Genomic DNA, 19,850 nt, shown 5'->3' on the forward strand with positions numbered 1-19,850 from the left:
CTGGCCCCGGCTCCGCCCCCGGCCCCGGCCCCGGGCACGCCGCCGGCCCCGGCCCCGACTCACTCATCGCGAAGACCCCGGCCTGGCACTCGGCCGGGAATACCCCCCGCCCCCGGCACGTTGTGGCTCGCGAGGGGCGCCCGTATCCCCTACGGGATCTGTTCCCACCCCCCTGAAGGGATGCCTCAGGGACGAGGAGCCGCCTCCGGGCCCGCGGCTCCGAACAGGTCGTTCTGCGCGGCGTCCCGTGCGGCGAGGACCGCGCCGAGCAGGACCGCCCGTCCGCCCACCGCCCCCGCCCGTACGTCGGTGCGCAGCGGGGAGAGCCGCGCCAGATGGCCGGTGACCCGGTCGGCGAGTTCGGCGCCGCCGCCTCGGCCGACCTCGCCGCCGAGCACGACACACCCGGGGTCGAGTACGGCGCACACGGCCGCCACGCCGAGGGCGATCCGTGCGGCCAGCGCGTCGAGGAAGGCGGCACCGGCGTCGCCCGCTGCCACGGCGGCCCGGACGAGCGACTCGGCGGGCGGACCGTCGGTGGCCTCGATGCCGGACGACGACTCGTTCGCCCCGTTTGCCACGGCGGCATTCTCGTACGAGGGCCCGTTCACCCCGCCCGGCCCGGCGGCATGCTCCGACGACGGCCCGTTCGCCCCGTCCGCCGACCCCGCGGCAGCCTCGGGCGACAGACCGTGTTCCGCCGCGAGGGCGCAGATCGCGGCGGAGCCGGCCAGGGAGTGGAAGCCGCCGTCGCAGCCGCTCGCGGAGGGCAGCGTGCCGGTGCCGGGGACCGGCAGAAAGCCGATCTCGCCGGTGCCGCCCGAGGCGCCGCGCCGCAGCGTGCCGTCCAGGACCACGGCGGCGCCGGTGCCGTGGCCGAGCCAGAGCAGGACGAAGGTGTCGCGGTCGCGGACCGCGCCGTCGCGCTGCTCCGCGACGGCGGCGAGATTGACCTCGTTTTCCACCAGGACCGCTACGCCCGTGCGTGCGCGCAGCGCGCCGACCAGCCCTACATGCCAGGACGAGGTCCAGTCGGTGCCGGCGAGTCGCCCGGTGGCGGGGTCGACCAGGCCGGGCGCGCCGACGGCGATGGTGTGCGGCGCGGGCGCGCCCGCCGTGGCGAGCGCCTTGTCCACGGCGGCGAGAGCGGTGGCAACGGCCGTGTCGGGGGCACCGTCCGGGCCGATGGCCACGGTGTGCTCGGTGCGCACCCGGCCGAGGAGGTCGGCGACCGCGACGGTGATGCTGTGCGTCCGCAGATCGAGGCCGACGAGGTGGGCCCGGTCGGCGACGATCCCGTAGAGCCGGGCGTTGGGCCCGCGCCGCTGGGCGCCGCTCTCGCCGACCACGGCGATCAGCCCGGCCTCCTGGAGACGTTCGACGAGATCCGCCACGGTCGGCCGGGACAGTCCGGTCAGCGACTTGAGCTGACCTGCCGTCAAATCGCCCTCGGACTGGAGGAGTTGGAGCGCGAGCCGATCGTTGATCAGCCGTGCCGTGGCCGGGGAGGCGGTGCGGCCGGCCGCTGCCGCGCGCGGTGCATGCATGGCGGGATTCTTTCCTTCGCTCGGACCAACCCCCTTATTATCAGGCAGGGTTCCTGATAATTTACCGCGCATGGCTGGCATCGGCGTCCCCGACGGCGCCAACCCACTCCCCCACACCGAGCTGCGCCGGGCGCGCCGGTCCGTTGCCGCGGTGTTCCTCATCCATGGCTCGGTCACCGGCAACTTCGCGACCCGCATCCCCTGGATCCAGGACCACACCGCCATCTCACCGGGCCAACTCGGCCTGGCGCTCGCCTTCCCGGCGATCGGCGCGTCCCTCGCGATGCCGCTGGCCGGCCGGATCAGCCACCGCTTCGGCGCCCGCACCGCGCTGCGCGGTCTGCTCGCCCTGTGGACCCTGTCGCTGGTCCTGCCCGCCCTCTCCCCCGGCCTCTACGCCCTGATCCCGGCGCTGCTGATGTACGGCGCGGCCTCCGGGACGTCGGACGTCGCGATGAACGCGCTCGGCGTGGAGACCGAGGACCGGCTCGGCAAACCGATCATGTCGGGGCTGCACGGGATGTGGAGCGCGGGCGCCCTGCTCGGCTCGGCGGCCGGCACCGTCGCGGCGCACGCCGGCTGGGACGCCCGGCTCCATCTGGCCGGTGCCGCCCTCGTCTTGACCCTGCTCGGCGCGCTCGCCTGCCGGGGCGTACTGGATCTGCGCAGCACCCCCGAGGAGCATCCGCCGCCGCGCTTCGCGCTGCCGCCGAGGTCGGCGCTGATCCTCGGGGCCATAGGTTTCTGCGCGGTGTTCGCGGAGGGCGCCGGACTGGACTGGTCGGCGGTCTACCTCCGCGACGAGCTGGGCACCGACGCGGGCCTGGCGGCCGCCTCGACCACCGCCTTCGCCTGCACGATGACGATCGCCCGGCTGGCCGGGGACAAGGTGGTGGCCCGGTTCGGTGCGGTGCGTACGGTGCGGGCCGGCGGCCTACTGGCCACGGCCGGCGGTCTGCTGATCGTCGCGGCGCGGCATCCGGCCATGGCGATGGGCGGGTTCGGCCTGATGGGCCTCGGTATCGCGGTGGTGGTCCCCCTGGCCTTCGCGGCCGCCGCGCGCAGCGGCCCCGCCCCCAGCCAGGCGATCGCGGGCGTCGCCACCATCACCTATACCTCCGGTCTCATCGCCCCGTCCGCGATCGGCGGCCTGACCCAAGCGACCTCACTGCCGGTGTCGTTCATGCTGGTCACGACGCTGGCGTGTGGGCTGGTGGTAGGCGCGCGGGTGCTGGCGGTGCCGAGCCGTACGGCGTCGGGGAGCGCCCCGGCGGTGGCTGGGGAGCTGGAGAGGTCTTGAGCGGCGGGTGGTGACGGGGGGCGGGGCGGGCTCGCCCCGGCCGTGCGGTCGACGGAAGCACCCCGAGCAGGAGTGCCCGCCCACGGCCCACCGAGACTCAGGCCGCCTCCGCCTCCGTGCCCGCCTCGGTGCCCGCGTCCGACGCCTCCTGCCGGAGCAGCCGGTCGGCGATGGCGCGGGCGCGGTCGGACCACGGGGTGGGGCGCAGTGTCTGCGCGTCGACGCGGACGAGCACCCGGTGGCCCTGGGCGTAGGTCTCGGTGCCGTCGGCCGAGCAGAGCCGGAAGCCGTAGGTGAGGCCGGTGCGGCCGAGGCGTTCGACCCAGAGGTGCGCCGCGTACCGGCCGGGCCGGGTGATCGGGCGCTCGTAGGAGACCTTCATCTCCTTGATGACATTGCACATATCGCCCGCGGCGGCCCAGTCGCCGTCGAAGGTGAAGCCCTGGCCGTGCCAGTACTCCGCCCAGGCGCGCTCGGCGAGCAGCGGGTAGCGGGAGTTGTGGAGCATGCCGAGCGCGTCGAGGTCGTCGAAGTGGACGGTGACGGGTACCAGTTCGCCGTACGGGACGGTGCTGGTCTGAAGGGGTTCGACGCTCACGAAACGTGCTCCTGGTTTTCTCGCGCCGACCGGCGCTGTTGGTGCGAATGGTGCTGTCGGGACGGGTGAGGCCCTGACGACGGGTCGGGGCCATGGTAAGCGGCTGCTTAGGATGCCCCTTCGCCGGGATGCATGGAGGGGCGGAGGACCGCGAGTGGCCTCACACGGTGCGCATCAACCGCGAGCGATCGCCCTCCCCTGATGCGCCCTGCTCCCCGCGCCGCGGACCGCGCTGGATGACTTCCTGGAAGCCCTGATCTGGTGGGGCCCTGATCTGGTGGGGCCCTGAGGCCGAGAGCGACACCGATCACGTGGACGCCGACGTCTTCCCCTCCGAGGAGGGCCTGTGGCGGTCCGGGCCGCTCATCGCCCGCGGACCCCGGTCCGTGGCCCGTCTGAACCGTTGCCGGCAGGAAGCTGCTCCCGCACTGCCGCAACTCCGTGAACCGTACGCACGCCACGCGGCATGCCCGGGGCGCTGGATCGCGGACTTCGACGAGTTCACCGCGTTGCTGTCCGGCTGGGCCGAAGTGGTCGGCGAAGCCCGACGACGCCGATGGGGACTGATCGGGCTTCCCATCTGAAACACCGTCGAACCGCGACAGAGACCCCGTCAACGAGCTCGGATTCCGCGGCTGGTGCCGCACCGACTGCGGAGTTCGACGTGCTGCGAATCGCATCAGGTCTGCACGGCAACGACACCGCAGGAGCGCCCAATCCCCCACCCCAGCCGCGATTTTTCCCAGAGTTACTCTCGTCTCCCACTCAAGAACGGACGGTAAACAAGCATGGCGAACACCGCCCTCCTCGTGATGGACGTCCAACAGGACGTCGTCGACATCGCCGACGACGGCTCCGGATATCTGCCGCGCCTGCGCAGAGCCATCGACGGCGCCCGATCGGCGGGCATCCCGGTGATCTACGTGGTCATCGGCTTACGGCCGGGCCATCCTGACGTCGGCCCGCGCAACAGGGTGCTCAACTCCATCGTGCAGGCCGGCCTCTTCACCGAGGGCGCCCCCGGCACGGCGATCCACCACGACGTCGCGCCCCGGCAGGACGACATCGTGGTCACCAAAAGGCGGGCGAGCGCGTTCTCTGGCAGCGACCTCGACGTGGTGCTCCGGGCTCGCGGCATCGACAGCCTTGTTCTCACCGGCATCGCCACCAGCGGCGTAGTGCTGCACACCCTGTGCCAGGCCAACGACCAGGACTTCGGCCTCACCGTACTGGCCGATGCCTGCCTCGACACCGACCCCGAGGTCCACCGGTTCCTCACCGAGCGGCTGTTCCCGCAGTGGGCAGATGTCGTCGCCGTCGAGGACTGGCTCCGAGCCATCGCACCGTAGTAGCGGGCAGCCCCCCGGGTCTTGCAGGTCTCGCAGGCGGCGTCGTCTCACCTGCGAGACCGCACCTCCCACCGGAGCAGTCGCCCCCGCCCCGGAAATTGCGTCGAACGCAGAGTCGATCCCTGAGAGGGTCATGGGCGTCCCGGATCCCCCGCGAAAGGAATGCCCGTGCCACGCGCCGTCACGTTGATTCGCTCCGCGTCCCTGTCCGATGTTGCCGAGTACGCCTACGCGGCCACGGCCCCGGCCGAGTCGCGGCTGATCTTCCTCGCCGGTGCCTGTCCGCTGAACGAGGACGGCTCCACTGCGGCGGTCGGGGACGTCGCGGGGCAGGCGGCCAAGGCCGTGGAGAACCTGCGGACCGCGCTGGCGGATGCCGGTGCGTCACTGCACGACGTCATCAGCACCCGCGTTCTCGTGGCCTCCACCCGGCAGGAGGACCTGGTGACGGCGTGGCAGGTGGTCCGGGACGCGTTCGGTGACCACGACGTGCCCAGCACGCTGATGGGAGTCACCGTGCTCGGCTACCACGACCAGCTGGTAGAGATCGAATCCGTCGCCGCCGTGCTCGATTCCTGAGCCGACGGACCTCCTTGCCAGGGCAGCCGGCCCGTGGACGCGTTCTGGCTCCGGTCGTTGTCCGGAGCCAGAACTCCCGCCCCTGGGCTTACGCGGGGCGCGACCGGCCCGTGAGGCGCTCCCCATCTGCCCCGTCCTGACCGGCGGCGCTCACATCCCCCGTCGGCAGGAGCCGGGAGCAGTTCGAGCGGGCGACGAAGGCGATGCCGTCGTAGTCGTCGGCCGGGGTGAGGGGGGCTACGTGGAAGCGGTAGGTGAAACGGGGGACGACGGCGCCGAAGCTGCGTTGGGTGTGGGGGGTGTGCAGCCATGGAGTGGCTTGGGGCGATGGGGCGTTGGTGCGCAGGTTGAGGTAGTAGTTGCCGGGGAGGGTGGCCGCGAGGCGGGCTTCGAGGGAGCGGGTTCCGGTGCCGATGCGGGTGCGGCGTGGCGGGGCGTGCAGGTTATGGCTGCGGCGGGCGAGGAAGGTGCCTTTGCCGAAGAGCAGGGCCAGGGCGTAGTAGTCGTCGCCGTAGCGGTCCCGGAGCCGGCTGCCGAGTGCGGGTACTCCGTCGCCGTAGGTGCCCTTGGCGAGGTGGCCGTTGTGGGCCCAGACGATGACGCGTGCGGCGGGGTCGTCGTCGAGGAGCCGGGTCACGGCGTCGGCCATATAGCGGTCGCGGGCGGCGAAGACGCTGTTGTCGCCGGACGGCGGGCCTGGTGAGCGGGTCACCAGGTCGGCGGCGCGGGTGAGGATGCGGGCGTGTTCCAGGGCTTCGTCGGCGGTCTTGGGTGTGGTGTGCCGGGCGAATTCCTCGTGGTGGTCTTCCAGGAAAGCGGCGAGGGCTTCGGCGCGGTGCAGGAGGGCTTGGTGCGGGTCGGGGTGGGCGGCGGGGTGGGCCTGGGCCAGGGGCTCCAGTCGGCGTACGTTCTCCGCCTGCTCAGGGGCCACTTGGTGCAGGTAGGCGGCGAGCGCCTCCAGGGAGTCGGTGCAGCGCTGGGGGTCCATGCCGACGAGGCGCACCTGCCGGTCCTCGGGCAGGTCGCGGTTGTGCGTGCGCAGCCACTGGACGAGGGCGAGCATCTCCTCCGTGCGCCAAGTCCAGAATCCCAGGCGGGTGATGAGGCGTGCGGGGTCCCCGGTGCCGTGGCGGACGTAGGCGTCCAGGGCGCGGGTGGCCGATGCGCCGGCTTCCAGGGCGAGGGTGGTGAAGCCTGCCTCGCGCACCAGGAACTCCGCGATGCGGTGCCTGAGTTGGAGGAATTCGCGGGTTCCGTGGGTGGATTCGCCCAGACCGACGATCCGCACGTCCCGCAGGGCGTCGCCCAGCGGTTCGAGGTCGTCGTGGGGAGCGCCCGGAGTCAGCGTGCCCAGTGGCCGGGCGTGCTCGGTCAGCCAGCGCGCGATGTCGTCGGGCACGGTGGTGGGTCTCCTCCCTGCGGGCGGGCCGGGGAGCGTCACAGGGCGCCCGCCCGTAGTCCCGCACTTGAGCGTGTGTCAGTTCATGTCCGGCTCCGGCACGCGGCGAGGAGGTTCGATGGTCTCGCACGGCGTTTCCGGTGTCCGTGCTCGGAATACACGCCGGCCACGGTGACGACAACTTCGTCCATGCCTGTCCGGTGGTATCCGGCCAACGGCTCGGGGCGACGTGCCACCCGCCGGTGCCGGCTGGCGCACCCCCACGCGATCCGTGCGCCCGTCAGGGGCCGCGCGATGCCGTCGTCCGACTGCGCCAGGGATTACGGGACAGCCCTTGGCTCGTGGCCCAGCGGTGTGGTGGGCCACGAGAGCCGTGAAGCTTCAGGCGCACCCGGTCTGCGGGGGTCAGGAGTCCCGGTGAGTTGTCGCAGCCATCAGCCGTCTCAGACGTCCCAGCAGCCGCCCCGTCGCCCGCCTCAGCCCTCGCCGTCGCCCTCGCCACGCTCCCCGTACTCGCTGGTCCCGGCGTCGAGGAGGGGTGTGCGGGGCCGGGACGCCGCGCTGGAGAGCCAGCGCAGGGAGTGGTAGCCGGTGAGCACGGTGAGCGTGCCCAGCGCGATGCCGCTGAGTTCGAAGTTGTCGGTGAACTTCAGCGAGACGCCGCCGATGGCGATGATGATCCCGGCCGCGGCGGGGATGAGGTTCAGGGGGACCGAGAAGTCCACCTTGTTCCGTACCCAGATCTGGGCTCCCAGCAGGCCGATCATGCCGTACAGAATGACGGTGATACCGCCCAGCACCCCGCCGGGGATCGCCGCCACCACCGCGCCGAACTTCGGGCACAGGCCGAAGAGCAGGGCGAAGCCGGCCGCCGCCCAGTAGGCCGCGGTGGAGTAGACCCTGGTGGCCGCCATGACGCCGATGTTCTCGGCGTAGGTCGTGGTGGCGGGGCCGCCCACCGCGGTCGACAGGACGGTTGCCGTGCCGTCGGCGACGATGGCCATGCCCATTTTGTCGTCCAGGGGGTCACCGGTCATGGCGCCGACCGCCTTGATGTGGCCGGCGTTTTCCGCGATCAGCGCGACGAGGACCGGCAGCGCGACAAGAATCGCGGAAGCCGAGAAGTTCGGTGCGTGAAACGTGGGAACGCCGATCCAGTCGGCCTTTTCGACGCCGGAGAAATCGATGCGCCAGTGGTCCGTGAGCTTGCCCGCGCCATTGACGGAGTGAATCTTTCCCGCGGTGCGGTCGAGAATCCAGGACAGGGCGTAGCCGAAGACCAGGCCCAGGAAAATGGCGATCCGCGACCAGAAACCCCGGAGCACGACGAGCGCGAGTCCGGTGAACATCATCGTCGCCAGCGCCGTCCACTGATCCTGCGGCCAGTACGTGGACGCCGTGACGGGGGCGAGGTTGAAGCCGATCAGCATCACGACCGCGCCGGTCACGGTCGGCGGGAGCACCGCGTGGATCACCCGGGCCCCGACGACATGAATGGCGATACCGCAGCCGGCCAGGCAGGCGCCCACCACGAGCATCGCGCCCGTCAGGGTGCCGGCGTCACCGCCCTGGCCCGCGATCACGACGGAGACGCCCACGAAGGAGAGCGAGGAGCCCAGGTAGCTGGGGATGCGCCCGCGGGTCATCACCAGGAACAGTGCGGTGGCGACGCCCGACGCCATCAGGGCGAGGCTGGGGTCCAGCCCCATCAGCACGGGGGCGACGAAACACGCCCCGATCATCGACACCACATGCTGGGCGCCGAGCGCGATCGTCCGCCCCCACGTCAGGCGCTCTCCGGGCCTGACCACCTCGCCGGGCTTCAGATGGCGCCCGTCCCCATGCAGTTTCCACCCGAAGCCGGCCATGATCACTCTCCACTCTGCGACGCCCTGCACGTCACAGAGCCGAGGTGATTCATAGTCGAACGACCGCGTCTGGACAAACTGACGCCGAGGCGTATTCGGGTGGCCGAGAGAGGGTGCGTATTCCAGCCGCCTCCGCACGGGGATTCCGCGGTGTGCGGAAGGTCGCCGGGCTCCGCAGGAGAAGGGCTGACCGGCTGGTTTCCGGGGCGCGGTGGAGCAGGGCACGCCACAAGCGGGCGCGCCGTCGATTACCCCTTTTCGGTCATCGACGACCAGCATTCCTCACTATCCGCAATTCCACTGTCACGCTGAGTGGATGACGACAACTCAGGAATTCGGCGTCCCCGGCAGCCGTACGTGCCCGGCCGGGGGATCCGCCGCCCGCCCCCCGACCGCCGCGGGGCCCGAGTCGACCACGGGTGTGCCGGAGGTGCTGGCCCGGATGCGGGCGCTGGCCGCGGGGCTGCCCGCCGAGGACGGGGTGGCCGTCTTCAACGGGGTCTATCTCGCCGTCACCGAAGCGGTGGCACGGCGCATCGGGGACGGTACGTTCCAGGATCCGGCGGCCACCGGCGAGCTGGACATCCGCTTCGCGCGGCGTTACTTCGACGCGGTGGAGGCCGCGGCCGCCGGGCTGCGGCCACCGGCCTGCTGGCGGCCGCTCTTCCAGCTCCGCCGCCACCCGGGAGTGCGTCCGCTCCAGTTCGCCCTGGCCGGAATCAACGCCCACATCGGCAACGATCTGGCGCTGGCCGTACTGGACACCTGCCGGGCGCTGGAGTGCGAACCGGCGGCGCTGGAGCACGACTTCGACCGGGTCGGCGGCGTACTGACGAGCCTGGAGGAGCGGATCCGTGAACTGCTGATGCCCGGCCCCGACGTGCTGGACGTCGCCGATCCCCTGACGCATCTGATCGGGTCCTGGAGCCTGGACAAGGCCAGAGACGGCGCCTGGGCGGCGGCCCGCGCGCTGTGGAGCGTCCGCCGACTGCCGGATGTGACGGAGGAGCTCACCGAACGGCTGGATGCCGGGGTGGGCCTGGTCGGGCGAATGCTGCTGACTCCGCTGCCCGGCTGATCCGCGCCCCGGTCCTCGACGCCATGCCGCCCGCTCCCCGCACGGGCCGGCGATGCGGCTCGCTCGCCGTCTCCCGCAGCTACGGCAGCAAATCGACATCGGACGCGACATTCCCGATGTGGCGCGGACGGCCGGGATCTAGCGTGGAGGGGGATCACGGCGGGACGGGGCGAAGGGGAACTCGGCAGTGAGTGGCTCGGAATCGGTGCGCGGCCTACAGGAGAGAGCGGCTCGGGCGCTTCCGGCTGACTATGTCGAGGAGGTGGCGGGGTGGCGGCTGCGCCATTCCCCCAGCTGTTCGTGGTGGGTGGGGACGGTGCTGCCCCACGGGGTGGCCGGGCCCGACGAATTGGGGCGCCGGATTCGCGGGGTGGAGGAGTTCTATGCCGGCCGGCACGCCGTCGCACGGTTCCAGATCAGCCCGGGGGTGTGTCCGGACGGACTCGACACGGCCTTGGCGGAGCGGGGCTACCGCCGGGAGAGCGTGATGTCGTTGCGGGTTGCGCCGACCGCGGGGGTGCCGGCACCGGCGGCGCCCGGCGCGCTGCGGGTGCGGCTGGCGTACCGCCCGACGTCCGCATGGTTCGACGTCTGGCACGCGGTGCACGGCCATGGCGGGGACCCCCGCCCCGAATGGGACCTGCTCGCCCGGGTGGCGAAGCCGTCCGCCTACGCCTGTGCGATGGCCGGGGACGAGGTGGTCGCGGTGGGCCGCGCGGTCGCCGACACCGGCTGGGCGGGTGTGTTCGGGATGGCCACACTTCCCGCCGCCCGTGGGAAAGGCGCGGCCCGTACGGTACTCTCCGCGCTGGCCAGCTGGGCCGGTGACCAGGCGGCCGACCGCATGTATCTCCAGGTGGCGCGCGGCCATGTCCCGGCACTCCGGCTGTACGAGCAGGCCGGCTTCCGCGAACTGTGCAGCTATCACTACCGCACCGCGGCGTGAGCCGAAGGCGCAGGAGTGGATCACCCGGTGTGACCCACTCCTGCCATACGCCCTGGTCGCCCTCGTCGCCCTGGTCGCCCTAGTCCTCCGGCAGTTCCACCGGGGCGATCTCGTCGTAGACATCGCCCGGGCCCGGGTTGGTGGCGTCCGTCGTGCCGCCGAAGTGGTGCATGACGCCCCACACCGCGTTCAGTGCGGTCTGTACGGCGCCCTCGGCCCAGCCCGCCGTCCAGGAGATGTCGTCGCCGGCGAGGAACAGGCCGCGCTTGTCCTCGGGGAGGCGGTCCTGCATGAAGTGCGTGAACAGGCGGCGCTGGTAACGGTAGTGGCCGGGCAGGTTCGCCTTGAAGGCGCCCATGAAGTACGGCTCGTTCTCCCAGGAGACGGTGACCGGGTTACCGATGATGTGCTTGCGGATGTCGACCTTCGGATAGATCTCCGAGAGCGACTTCAGCATGACCTCCATCCGCTCGTTCGCCTCCAGCGGCAGCCACTTGAGGCTGTCGTCGCACCAGGTGTAGGAGAGGCAGATGACGGCGGGTTCGTCCGGGCCGTTGTCGAGCAGGTAGGTGCCGCGGGTCATCCGGTCGGTCAGCGTCATCGACATGACGTCCCGGCCGGTGTCCTCGTCCTTGTCGAGCCAGAACGGCCGGTCGACGGGGACGAAGAGCTTGCTGGACTCCATGTAGTGGGTGCGCTCCATCGCCGTCCAGTGGTCGATGGGGAAGAGCGAGTCATCGCAGGCGATCTTGCTCAGCAGCATCCAGGACTGCGCGGTGAAGACGGCGGCCTCGTAGGTGCGGATGTCGCCGTCGGCGTCGGTGACGGTGATGCGGTTGCCGGCCGTGCGGTTCAGGCGGGTGACCGCGGGCCGGGGCGTACCGTCGTGCAGCGACGAGAGCGAGGTGCCCGGTGCCCAGTGCACGATCTTCGCCGGCTCGCGCTCCCACAGGCGCAGCGGCAGCTGCTGGCTGCCGCCGACGATGCCGCGGTGGTGGTCGTCGGCCTCGGTGTAGACGACCCGCAGGATCTCCAGGATGGAGTTGGGGAAGTCGGTGTCCCAGCCGCCGGTGCCGAAGCCGACCTGGCCGAAGATCTCCCGGTGGCGGAAGGACTTGAAGGCCGTCGAGTCGCAGAGGTAGCCGTAGAAGGTCTGGTTGTCGAGCTTCTCGACGAGCCGGGACCAGATCTCGCGGATGCGCGGGACGTCGCGCTCGCGGATCGCCTGGTTCATGTCGGAGAAGTCCGCGCCCTCTTCCAGACAGGCGTTCCAGGCGTTCATGACCTGGTGGTAGACCTCGGGGAGGTCCTCGACGGTACGGGCGTAGTGCGACTCGCCCTTGAGGTCGACGACGGTCGACGGGGTGTCCGCGGCCAGCGGGTTGGGGAACGGCGTGGTCTCCAGGCCCACCAGGTCGATGTAGTGCTGGAGCGCCGTGGAGGACGGCGGGAAGCGCATCGCGCCCATCTCGGCGGTCAGGCCCGCGGCGTCGGCCGGGGTGCCCTCGAAGCCGACGGTCCGCAGCCGGCCGCCTATTCGGTCCGCCTCGTAGACGACGGGCTTGAGGCCCATCTTCATCAGCTCGTAGGCGGTGATGATGCCGGAGAGGCCGCCGCCGATGACCGCGACCTCCTTGCCGTGCTCGGTCGCGGGGACCTGGCCGAGGCCCGCCGGGTGGGCGAGGAAGTCGTCGTAGGCGTACGGGAAGTCCGGGCCGAACATGGTGATCGGCGGCTGGGCATCCGCGTGGTGGGCGGCGGTGGGCACCGTGGACGTCATCGGGGACGAGCTCCTTGCAGACAGGGCGCAGCAGGCAGGGCAGTGCAGGCCGGGTGGGCCGGCCTGCGGCGGATCGGGGGGGGAGGCGGGGGTCAGGTCACGTCAGCGGGCCGTACAGCTCGGGCCGGCGGTCGTGCAGATAGGGGTTGTCCGCCCGGGATTCCTTGAGGAACGCAGGGTCGACATCGGCCCGGACCAGTTCCTCGCCACGGCCGGCGCGGGTGCGGACCACCCCGTCCGGGCCGGCCAGGCAGCTGAGGCCGACGAACTCGAACTCGCCCTCCGCGCCGACCCGGTTGACGTACGCGACATACATCTGGTTCTCGAAGGCGCGGACCGGGATGACGGACTCGGCGACGAACTGGAAGGGGTGCATCTGCGCGGTGGGCACCAGCAGCAGATCGGTGCCGGCCAGCGCATGGGCCCGGACGTTCTCCGGGAATTCCACGTCGTAGCAGATCAGCAGACCGATCCGGAGGCCGGCCAGCTCGGCCTGGACGACGGCCCGCTCCCCCGGGGTGAACCATTCCTGCTCGAAGCAGCCGAAGAGGTGGGTCTTGCGGTAATTGGCGAGGCGCTCGCCCGTGGGGCCGATGAGCTGCGCCGAGTTGTACACCGCGGTGCTGTCGGGCTCGTCCTGCGCGGCGCGCTCGGGGTAGCCGTAGAGCACCGCGATGCCGTGCTCGGCGGCGATCTTCCCGATGGCCTGCGCGCTGTCGCCGTCGGCGGTCTCGGCGAGGCGGTGGACGTCGCCGCCGATGGCGTAGCCGGTGAGGAAGAGCTCGGGGCAGGCCAGCAGTCCGGCGCCGGTGGCCGCCGCCGCGCGGGCCGCGTCCTCGATCACCCGCAGATTGTGTGCGACATCGCCAGGCCGGCCCGAACTCTGGAGCAGGGCGGTGTGCAGCGACGTCATGGGACCCCTCGGCGGGACGGTGCGGGCGGACGCCTTGACGGTACGGGCCGCCGGTGATCCGGGACAAGGCGCCACCGTTGCGCGCCAATGGACGATTCATTGCGCGTTCAAGGGACTGTGCGGTGATTCGTTGCGCCGGTGCCGGGGCGGCCTGGGCGGGGCACCGGGGCCGGCCGGCGGCTGCCCCCGGGAGGTGAGCATCAACTGACCGGCGGCGATCCACTGCGCCGGGGCGGGTTCAGACCTCGTCGGGCGGCGCGTCCCGCAGGCTCTCCAGCGCCGTTTCCCGTACCAGCCCGCGCAGCCAGCGGTGTCCCGCGTCGGCCTCCTGGCGCGGATGCCAGGCCATTTCCATGGTCATCGGCGGCAGTTCGAGCGGGATCGGCAGCATGCGCAGGCCCAGACCGCGGACCGTGGCCACTCCGGCCCGCTCGTTGGTCAGGCCCACCGCGTCGCTGTCGCGGATCATCATCAGCGACGCGGCGAAGGTCGGGACGGTGGCGATCACCTTGCGCCGCAGTCCGCGGGCGGCGAGCGCCGCGTCGACCGGCCCGGTCAGCCGGCCGCGGCGGGAGAAGTTGAGGTGGGAGGCGTCGGCGAAGCGGCGCGCGGTGAGTTTCCCGGTGGTCAGCGGGTGGCCTTCGCGCACCACTGCGACGCTGCGGTCGACGAACAGCTCCTCCCTGCGGATCTCCGGCTCACGGCTGTCGATGACGCCGATCTCCAGGTCCGCGGCGCCGTCCCGCAGCAGCGGCACATCGATATGGCTCTCGCCGAGGAAGCGCAGTACGACCTGCGGCGCTTCCTCGGCGACGCGGGCGACCAGGCGCGGCCCGAGGGAGGTGACGAAGAGGTCGTTGGCGTTGATGGTGAACACCCGGGCCAGCTGAGCCGGGTCGGCGGGCGCGGACGGGGCCAGGACGCCGTGGGCCGCCTCCACCAGCCGGCGCACCTCGGCCCTGATTTCCAGGGCGCGCGGGGTGGGCACCATATGGCGGCCGGCGCGCACCAGGACGGGGTCGCCGATCGTGCGGCGGATGCGGCCGAGGGCGCGGCTCATGGCCGGCCCGGAGAGCCCGAGCCGGTCGGCGGCCGCGGTCACGCTCTGCTCTTCGAGCAGGGCGTCCAGCGCCGTCAGCAGATTGAGGTCGATGTTTGCGTTTCGCGCAATCATGGAGTGCGCCCCTTGCATTTGAGGTCAACTGAACGGGACTTTAGCGTCCCGGTCATGACCTCCACCGTTTCTCCTCCGGACTCCCCTCCCACGGCCGCCGGCCGCTCCGCCCGGCGGCGCTCGGTGACGGCCGCGATGTGCGCCTGTGTGCTGGTGGCGCAGTCGCTGGTGGCCGCGATGAATCTGGCGATACCCAAGATCGCCGCAAGCGCTCTGCACCCCTCCCCCGCCCAGCTGTTGTGGATCGTCGACACCTATGTGCTGGTCTTCGCGGGGCTGTTGATCCCGGCCGGGGCGCTCGGCGACCGGGTGGGCCGCAAGGGGGTGCTGCTCACCGGGCTCGGCGTGTTCGCGGCGGGCGCGCTGCTGTGCGCGCCCGCGACCTCGCTGCCGGTGCTGCTGGCGGGCCGGGCCCTCTCGGGCGCGGGCGCCGCGCTCCTGGTCCCCGCGACCATGTCCGTACTCCTGCACACCGCGCCGCCCGACCGCCGGGCCGGGGCCGTCGCCGCCTGGAGCACGGCGGTCGGTATCGGCGGGCTGGCGGGCAATGCGGGCGGCGCGCTGATCCTGCAATTCCTGCCGTGGCAGGGGCTGTTCTGGGCGTATGTGCCCCTCGCCCTGGCCCTGCCGGCCTGGGTGGCGACGGCCGCGCCCCGGATCCCCCGGCAGACCGCGACGCTCGATCTGCCGGGCTCGGCGCTGCTGGTCCTCGGGGCGACGGCACTGCTCTTCGGCATCATCGAGGGCCCGGGGCGGGGCTGGACCTCGGCCGCGGTGACCGGCGCCTTCGCCCTGGCGCTGGTGGGGTTCGCGCTGTTCGTCCGGCACGGGCTGCGGGCCGCGCACCCGGTGCTGGACCCCCGGCTGTTCCGGCTGCCGCGGCTGCTCGCCGGGAGCCTCGGTATCGCCGTCACCTTCTTCGGGATGTTCGCGCTCTTCTACGTCAACGCCCAGTTCCTCCAGTACGTGAAGGCGTACTCGCCCCTCCAGACGGGGTGCGCGATCGCGCCCCTGGCCCTCGGGATGATGGCGGTGACGAAGTACGGCATGCGCTGGACGCAGCGGGCCGGCGAGGCCAGGACGGCCGGTGCGGGACTGGCGCTGATCGCGGCCGGTCTGCTGCTGCTCGCCACCGCGGACGCCCGCACCCCGTACCTCTGCTACCTGGCGTTTCTGCTGGTGATGGCGGCCGGTGCGGGGCTGGCGATGCCGACGCTGTCACATGCGATCGTGGCGTCCGTACCGGCCCACCGCTCCGGGATGGGGTCGGGACTCCAGGGCGCGGCGCGCGAGTTGGGCGCGGCGCTGGGGATCGCTGTCGTGGGCACCGTGCTGTCCGTGCGCTTCGCCGCAGGGACCGGGCACGGCGCCACGGCGGTCACCGCGTTCGCCGACGCCACGGCGCTGGGCTACCGGATCGCGGCGGGGGTGGTGCTGGTGGTGGGCGGTGCCGTGGTGTGGGGTCTGCGGGCCGGGGCCCGGGCCGGGCGCGGCGGGTCGTGAGCGGCAAGCCCGCCGGCCACCGGCTCAGCCCGGCGCCCCCGAGCTGTAGCGCCGCAGCAGCGGGGAGAGCACCAGCACGGACTTGGTCCGCTCCACGAACGGCTCGCCGGCGATCCGCTCCAGCACCCGTTCGAAGTGCCGCATGTCGGAGGCGAAGACCTGGACGACGGCGTCCGCCTCACCGGTGACGGTGGAGGCGGACGCCACTTCCGGGTAGCGCGACAGGCCGCGGTGGATCGCCTCGGGCGAGGTGTTGCGGCGGCAGTAGATCTCGATGAACCCCTCGGTCTCCCAGCCGAGCGCGGCCGGATCGACCCGTACGGTGAATCCGGTGATCGCGCCGTCCGCCCGCAGCCGGTCCACCCGGCGTTTGACGGCCGGTGCGGACAGCCCGACCTCCTGGCCGATGTCGGCATAGCTGCGGCGGGCGTCCTCGGCGAGGGCGTGGACGATGCGTTCGTCGAGATCGTTCAGTCGCACTGCGGGTGGATCACTTCTCTGCGGTGGCCAATCGGGAGCGGCGCATGCCGTATCCGAAGTAGACCACAAGGCCCACGGCCATCCAGACACCGAAGACCACCCAGGTCACGGCGCCGAGGCTGCCCATCATGTAAAGGCACAGCACAAAGCCGATCGCCGGGAAGAGCGGCGAGAGCGGGGTGCGGAAGCTGCGCGGCATGTCGGGCCGGGTGCGGCGCAGCACGATCACCGCGACATTGACCAGCGCGAAGGCGAACAGGGTGCCGATGCTGGTGGCGTCGGCCAGCTCGCCCAGCGGCACCGCCGCGGCGAGCACCCCGCAGAACAGCGAGACGATGACGGTGTTGACACGCGGCGCACCGCTCTTCGGGTGCACCTTCGAGAACACCTTGGGCACCAGGCCGTCCCGGGACATCGCGAACAGGATGCGGGTCTGGCCGTAGAGGACGGTCAGCACGACGCTGGCGATGGCGATGACCGCGCCGAAGGCGAGCAGCACGGCCCACCAGCTCTGCCCGGTGACCGCCTTCATGATCCCGGCCAGCGCGGCCTCCGAGCCCTCGAACTTCTGCCAGGGCATCGCGCCCACGGCGATCGCCGCGACCAGGCAGTACAGCGCCGTGACGATCACCAGCGAGAGCATGATCGCGCGCGGCAGGTCGCGCTGCGGGTCCTTGGCCTCCTCACCGGCGGTGGAGGCGGCGTCGAAGCCGATGTACGAGAAGAACAGGGTCGCGCCCGCGGCGCTGACGCCCGTCATGCCCATCGGCATGAAGTTCGCGTAGTTGCCGGACCGCACGCCCTGGACGGCGACACCGCAGAACAGCAGCAGCGCGGCGATCTTGACGACGACCATGATCGTGTTGGCGCGGGCGCTCTCCTTGGCGCCGCCCAGCAGGAACACCATCGCGAGCAGCACGACCAGCAGGGCCGGCAGGTTGAAGACACCGCCGTCACCGGGCGGCTGGGACAGCGCGTCCGGGATGGTGAAGCCGAAGATGCCGCTGAGCAGCTCGTTCAGATACTGGCCCCAGCCCACGGCGACGGCCGCGACCGAGACGCCGTACTCCAGGATCAGACACCAGCCGCAGACCCAGGCGACCAGCTCACCGAGGGTGGCGTAGGCGTAGGAGTACGACGATCCGGAGACCGGGATGCTGCCGGCCAGCTCCGCGTAGGACAGTGCGGAGAACAGGGCGGTGACCCCGGCGATCACGAAGGCGAGGATGACCGCGGGCCCGGCGTCCGGGACGGCCTCGCCGAGGACCACGAAGATGCCGGTGCCGAGCGTGGCGCCAATGCTGATCATGGTCAGCTGCCACATGCCCATCGAGCGGCGGAGCGTTCCCCCCTCGCCCTTGCCGCCCTCGGCGACCAGCCGCTCGACGGGCTTGCGCCGCATCAGCCGAGTGGCCAGGCCCCCTGACGAGGGGGGCCTGGGGTCGCTGTCCCCTGCGGGCGGGGCTGCGCCGTGCTCCAACACTGGGGTGGCTCCTTTATCGCTGCCGATCAGATGACGGGTACGGATGACGGCGACCGGCAGCGGTCGGCACAAGGGCATGCCGAAGCACACCGCAGCAGGAGACCGCCGAGCAGGCGGTCTCCGCCACTCCACGTACAGCGCTTGACCTTACGGCCCGCCGCTGACCTGCCGTAATGCAGGTTCCTTGCGCAACAGTGCACGATCGTTGCGCACCGGCGCGGCGGGCGGTCGTTCGTTGCGCGCCAGGTTCCGATCGTACGGGTTCCCACACGTGACACCGACCGGGGCCCCGGGTTCCACTTACCCGAACGGCCCCGCACCGAGTCGGTGCGGGGCCGTTGAGCGGCGGTGACCACGGCCGGTGAGCGGCCGTGTGACGCGTCAGTTCCAGCTGTCGTGCAGCGGCTTCCCCTCGGCGTAACCGGCGGCGCTCTGCACACCGACCACGGCCTTCTCGGCGAACTCGGCCAGGGAGGCCGCGCCCGCGTAGGTGCAGGAGCTGCGGACGCCCGCGATGATCGAGTCGATCAGGTCCTCGACGCCGGGGCGCGCCTGGTCGACGAACATCCGCGAGGTGGAGATGCCCTCCTCGAAGAGCCCCTTGCGGGCCCGGTCGTAGGCCGACTCGTCGCTCGTACGGTTGCGCACCGCGCGGGCCGAGGCCATCCCGAAGCTCTCCTTGTACGGCCGGCCGTCGGCGGTGTGCTGGAGGTCACCGGGCGATTCGAGGGTGCCGGCGAACCAGGAGCCGATCATGACGTTGGACGCGCCCGCGGCCAGCGCCATGGCGACATCGCGGGGGTGGCGGATACCGCCGTCGGCCCAGACGTGCTTGCCGAACTTCTTCGCCTCGGCGGCGCACTCCAGCACCGCGGAGAACTGCGGCCGGCCGACGCCGGTCATCATCCGGGTGGTGCACATCGCGCCCGGTCCGACGCCGACCTTGATGATGTCCGCGCCGGCCTCGATCAGATCGCGGACGCCCTCGGCGGCGACGATGTTGCCCGCCACGATCGGGACCTGCGGGTCCAGCGCCCGGACCGCCTTGATCGCGCTGATCATCGACTCCTGATGACCGTGCGCGGTGTCCACGACGAGGGTGTCCACACCGGCCGCGAGCAGGGCCTTGGCCCGGCCGGCCACATCACCGTTGATGCCGACGGCGGCCGCGATCCGCAGCTTCCCGTCGGCGTCGGTGGCGGGCGTGTAGAGGGTGGCGCGGAGCGCGCCCTTACGGGTGAGGATGCCGATCAGCATGCCGTCCGCGTCGACCGCGGGCGCGAGCTTGCGGTTGGCGGCGTCGAGGCGGTTGAAGGCGTCCCGCGGGTCGATGTCCGCGTCCAGGACCAGCAGGTCCCGGGACATGACCTCGGCCACCTGGGTGAAGCGGTCCACCCCGGCCAGGTCGTGCTCGGTGACGACGCCGACCGGGCGGCCGCCCTCGACGACGATGCCCGCGCCGTGCGCCCGCTTGGGCAGCAGCGCCAGGGCGTCGGCCACGGTCGCGACCGGGGACAGCACGATCGGCGTGTCCAGGACCAGATGACGGCGCTTGACCCAGGTCACGACGTCGGTGACGACATCGAGCGGGATGTCCTGCGGAATGACGACCAGGCCACCGCGGCGGGCCACGGTCTCGGCCATCCGGCGGCCGGCGATCGCCGTCATGTTGGCGACCACGAGCGGGATGGTGGTCCCGGTCCCGTCGTGCGAGCTCAGGTCCACGCCCTGGCGGGAGCCGACGGCGGAGCGTCCGGGCACCATGAACACATCGTCGTAGGTCAGGTCGTAGGGCACCGAAGAACTCTCTTCGAGCGCGCCGTTCTTCGGGTTCAGGAATCGCATATGGCCAG

17 protein-coding genes are annotated in these 19,850 nt (G+C 71.7%); 7 read left to right on the forward strand and 10 right to left on the reverse strand.

The features are described 5' to 3' along the window. Positions 1–185 precede the first annotated feature (185 nt). Positions 186–1,547: an ROK family transcriptional regulator gene (locus CP981_RS06910; protein ID WP_085924499.1), complete on the reverse strand. Its 1,362-nt coding sequence runs from the start codon at positions 1,545–1,547 to the stop codon at positions 186–188. Positions 1,548–1,617: 70 nt separating this feature from the next. Between CP981_RS06910 and CP981_RS06915 the strand changes: the two genes are divergently transcribed. Continuing rightward, positions 1,618–2,847 carry an MFS transporter gene (locus CP981_RS06915; protein ID WP_085924500.1) on the forward strand — a complete coding sequence of 410 codons (1,230 nt, stop codon included), beginning with the start codon at positions 1,618–1,620 and terminating at the stop codon, positions 2,845–2,847. Between the two features lie 97 nt (positions 2,848–2,944). On the opposite strand, the gene CP981_RS06920 is transcribed toward CP981_RS06915, so the two are convergent. After that, the gene (locus CP981_RS06920; protein WP_085924501.1) at positions 2,945–3,445 is read right to left on the reverse strand and encodes an acyl-CoA thioesterase; all 501 of its coding nucleotides are present in this window, start codon (positions 3,443–3,445) and stop codon (positions 2,945–2,947) included. Between the two features lie 311 nt (positions 3,446–3,756). Between CP981_RS06920 and CP981_RS06925 the strand changes: the two genes are divergently transcribed. The 3 genes from CP981_RS06925 to CP981_RS06935 all read left to right on the forward strand — a co-directional run bounded on the left by CP981_RS06925 (position 3,757) and on the right by CP981_RS06935 (position 5,373). After that, positions 3,757–4,029, forward strand: coding sequence for a hypothetical protein (locus CP981_RS06925; RefSeq protein WP_208852910.1), 273 nt, complete (start codon positions 3,757–3,759; stop codon positions 4,027–4,029). Between the two features lie 204 nt (positions 4,030–4,233). Further along, a complete protein-coding gene (locus CP981_RS06930) occupies positions 4,234–4,794 on the forward strand; it encodes a cysteine hydrolase family protein (RefSeq protein ID WP_085924502.1) in 561 nt (186 codons plus the stop codon). Positions 4,795–4,962: 168 nt separating this feature from the next. Next, positions 4,963–5,373 carry a RidA family protein gene (locus tag CP981_RS06935; RefSeq protein ID WP_085924503.1) on the forward strand — a complete coding sequence of 137 codons (411 nt, stop codon included), beginning with the start codon at positions 4,963–4,965 and terminating at the stop codon, positions 5,371–5,373. 88 nt (positions 5,374–5,461) lie between these two features. On the opposite strand, the gene CP981_RS06940 is transcribed toward CP981_RS06935, so the two are convergent. Both CP981_RS06940 and CP981_RS06945 read right to left on the reverse strand, forming a co-directional pair. Continuing rightward, positions 5,462–6,772 (reverse strand): erythromycin esterase family protein, encoded by a 1,311-nt coding sequence (locus tag CP981_RS06940; RefSeq protein WP_085924504.1) that lies wholly within the window; start codon positions 6,770–6,772, stop codon positions 5,462–5,464. A 476-nt stretch (positions 6,773–7,248) separates the two neighbouring features. Beyond that, positions 7,249–8,640: a uracil-xanthine permease family protein gene (locus tag CP981_RS06945; RefSeq protein ID WP_085924505.1), complete on the reverse strand. Its 1,392-nt coding sequence runs from the start codon at positions 8,638–8,640 to the stop codon at positions 7,249–7,251. Positions 8,641–8,956: 316 nt separating this feature from the next. Between CP981_RS06945 and CP981_RS06950 the strand changes: the two genes are divergently transcribed. Both CP981_RS06950 and CP981_RS06955 read left to right on the forward strand, forming a co-directional pair. Next, complete coding sequence (locus CP981_RS06950) at positions 8,957–9,718, forward strand: DUF5995 family protein (RefSeq protein WP_425282112.1); 762 nt, start codon at positions 8,957–8,959, stop codon at positions 9,716–9,718. A 187-nt stretch (positions 9,719–9,905) separates the two neighbouring features. Continuing rightward, positions 9,906–10,664 carry a GNAT family N-acetyltransferase gene (locus tag CP981_RS06955; RefSeq protein ID WP_085924506.1) on the forward strand — a complete coding sequence of 253 codons (759 nt, stop codon included), beginning with the start codon at positions 9,906–9,908 and terminating at the stop codon, positions 10,662–10,664. Between the two features lie 79 nt (positions 10,665–10,743). Here CP981_RS06955 and CP981_RS06960 read toward each other — a convergent pair whose 3' ends face one another. The 3 genes from CP981_RS06960 to CP981_RS06970 form a co-directional block, all read right to left on the reverse strand. Then, positions 10,744–12,444, reverse strand: a complete 1,701-nt coding sequence (locus CP981_RS06960) for a flavin monoamine oxidase family protein (protein ID WP_085924507.1) — start codon at positions 12,442–12,444, stop codon at positions 10,744–10,746. Positions 12,445–12,541: 97 nt separating this feature from the next. Next, positions 12,542–13,357 (reverse strand): carbon-nitrogen hydrolase family protein, encoded by an 816-nt coding sequence (locus CP981_RS06965; RefSeq protein WP_085924508.1) that lies wholly within the window; start codon positions 13,355–13,357, stop codon positions 12,542–12,544. Positions 13,358–13,595: 238 nt separating this feature from the next. Further along, complete coding sequence (locus CP981_RS06970) at positions 13,596–14,531, reverse strand: LysR family transcriptional regulator (RefSeq protein ID WP_085924509.1); 936 nt, start codon at positions 14,529–14,531, stop codon at positions 13,596–13,598. Positions 14,532–14,585: 54 nt separating this feature from the next. On the opposite strand from CP981_RS06970, the gene CP981_RS06975 reads away from it, so the two are divergent. Then, positions 14,586–16,034, forward strand: a complete 1,449-nt coding sequence (locus tag CP981_RS06975; protein ID WP_085924510.1) for an MFS transporter — start codon at positions 14,586–14,588, stop codon at positions 16,032–16,034. 24 nt (positions 16,035–16,058) lie between these two features. Here CP981_RS06975 and CP981_RS06980 read toward each other — a convergent pair whose 3' ends face one another. The 3 genes from CP981_RS06980 to CP981_RS06990 all read right to left on the reverse strand — a co-directional run bounded on the left by CP981_RS06980 (position 16,059) and on the right by CP981_RS06990 (position 19,842). Then, positions 16,059–16,514: an Lrp/AsnC family transcriptional regulator gene (locus CP981_RS06980; protein WP_030076492.1), complete on the reverse strand. Its 456-nt coding sequence runs from the start codon at positions 16,512–16,514 to the stop codon at positions 16,059–16,061. Between the two features lie 10 nt (positions 16,515–16,524). Continuing rightward, on the reverse strand, positions 16,525–17,997 hold the full coding sequence (locus CP981_RS06985; RefSeq protein WP_085924511.1) for an amino acid permease: 1,473 nt from the start codon (positions 17,995–17,997) through the stop codon (positions 16,525–16,527). A 381-nt stretch (positions 17,998–18,378) separates the two neighbouring features. Further along, positions 18,379–19,842, reverse strand: coding sequence for a GuaB1 family IMP dehydrogenase-related protein (locus tag CP981_RS06990; protein WP_085924512.1), 1,464 nt, complete (start codon positions 19,840–19,842; stop codon positions 18,379–18,381). Positions 19,843–19,850 lie beyond the last annotated feature (8 nt).

Source organism: Streptomyces platensis (genome assembly GCF_008704855.1).
Taxonomy (GTDB): Bacteria; Actinomycetota; Actinomycetes; order Streptomycetales; family Streptomycetaceae; genus Streptomyces; species Streptomyces platensis.

Excerpts from the sequence above, each read along its gene's own strand:
- CP981_RS06965 (WP_085924508.1), bottom strand. The coding sequence starts at position 13,357 with ATGACGTCGCTGCACACCGCCCTGCTCCAGAGTTCGGGCCGGCCTGGC.
- CP981_RS06930 (WP_085924502.1), top strand. The coding sequence starts at position 4,234 with ATGGCGAACACCGCCCTCCTCGTGATGGACGTCCAACAGGACGTCGTC.
- CP981_RS06975 (WP_085924510.1), top strand. The coding sequence starts at position 14,586 with ATGACCTCCACCGTTTCTCCTCCGGACTCCCCTCCCACGGCCGCCGGC.
- CP981_RS06915 (WP_085924500.1), top strand. The coding sequence starts at position 1,618 with ATGGCTGGCATCGGCGTCCCCGACGGCGCCAACCCACTCCCCCACACC.
- CP981_RS06945 (WP_085924505.1), bottom strand. The coding sequence starts at position 8,640 with ATGGCCGGCTTCGGGTGGAAACTGCATGGGGACGGGCGCCATCTGAAG.
- CP981_RS06960 (WP_085924507.1), bottom strand. The coding sequence starts at position 12,444 with ATGACGTCCACGGTGCCCACCGCCGCCCACCACGCGGATGCCCAGCCG.
- CP981_RS06950 (WP_425282112.1), top strand. The coding sequence starts at position 8,957 with ATGACGACAACTCAGGAATTCGGCGTCCCCGGCAGCCGTACGTGCCCG.
- CP981_RS06910 (WP_085924499.1), bottom strand. The coding sequence starts at position 1,547 with ATGCATGCACCGCGCGCGGCAGCGGCCGGCCGCACCGCCTCCCCGGCC.
- CP981_RS06990 (WP_085924512.1), bottom strand. The coding sequence starts at position 19,842 with ATGCGATTCCTGAACCCGAAGAACGGCGCGCTCGAAGAGAGTTCTTCG.
- CP981_RS06970 (WP_085924509.1), bottom strand. The coding sequence starts at position 14,531 with ATGATTGCGCGAAACGCAAACATCGACCTCAATCTGCTGACGGCGCTG.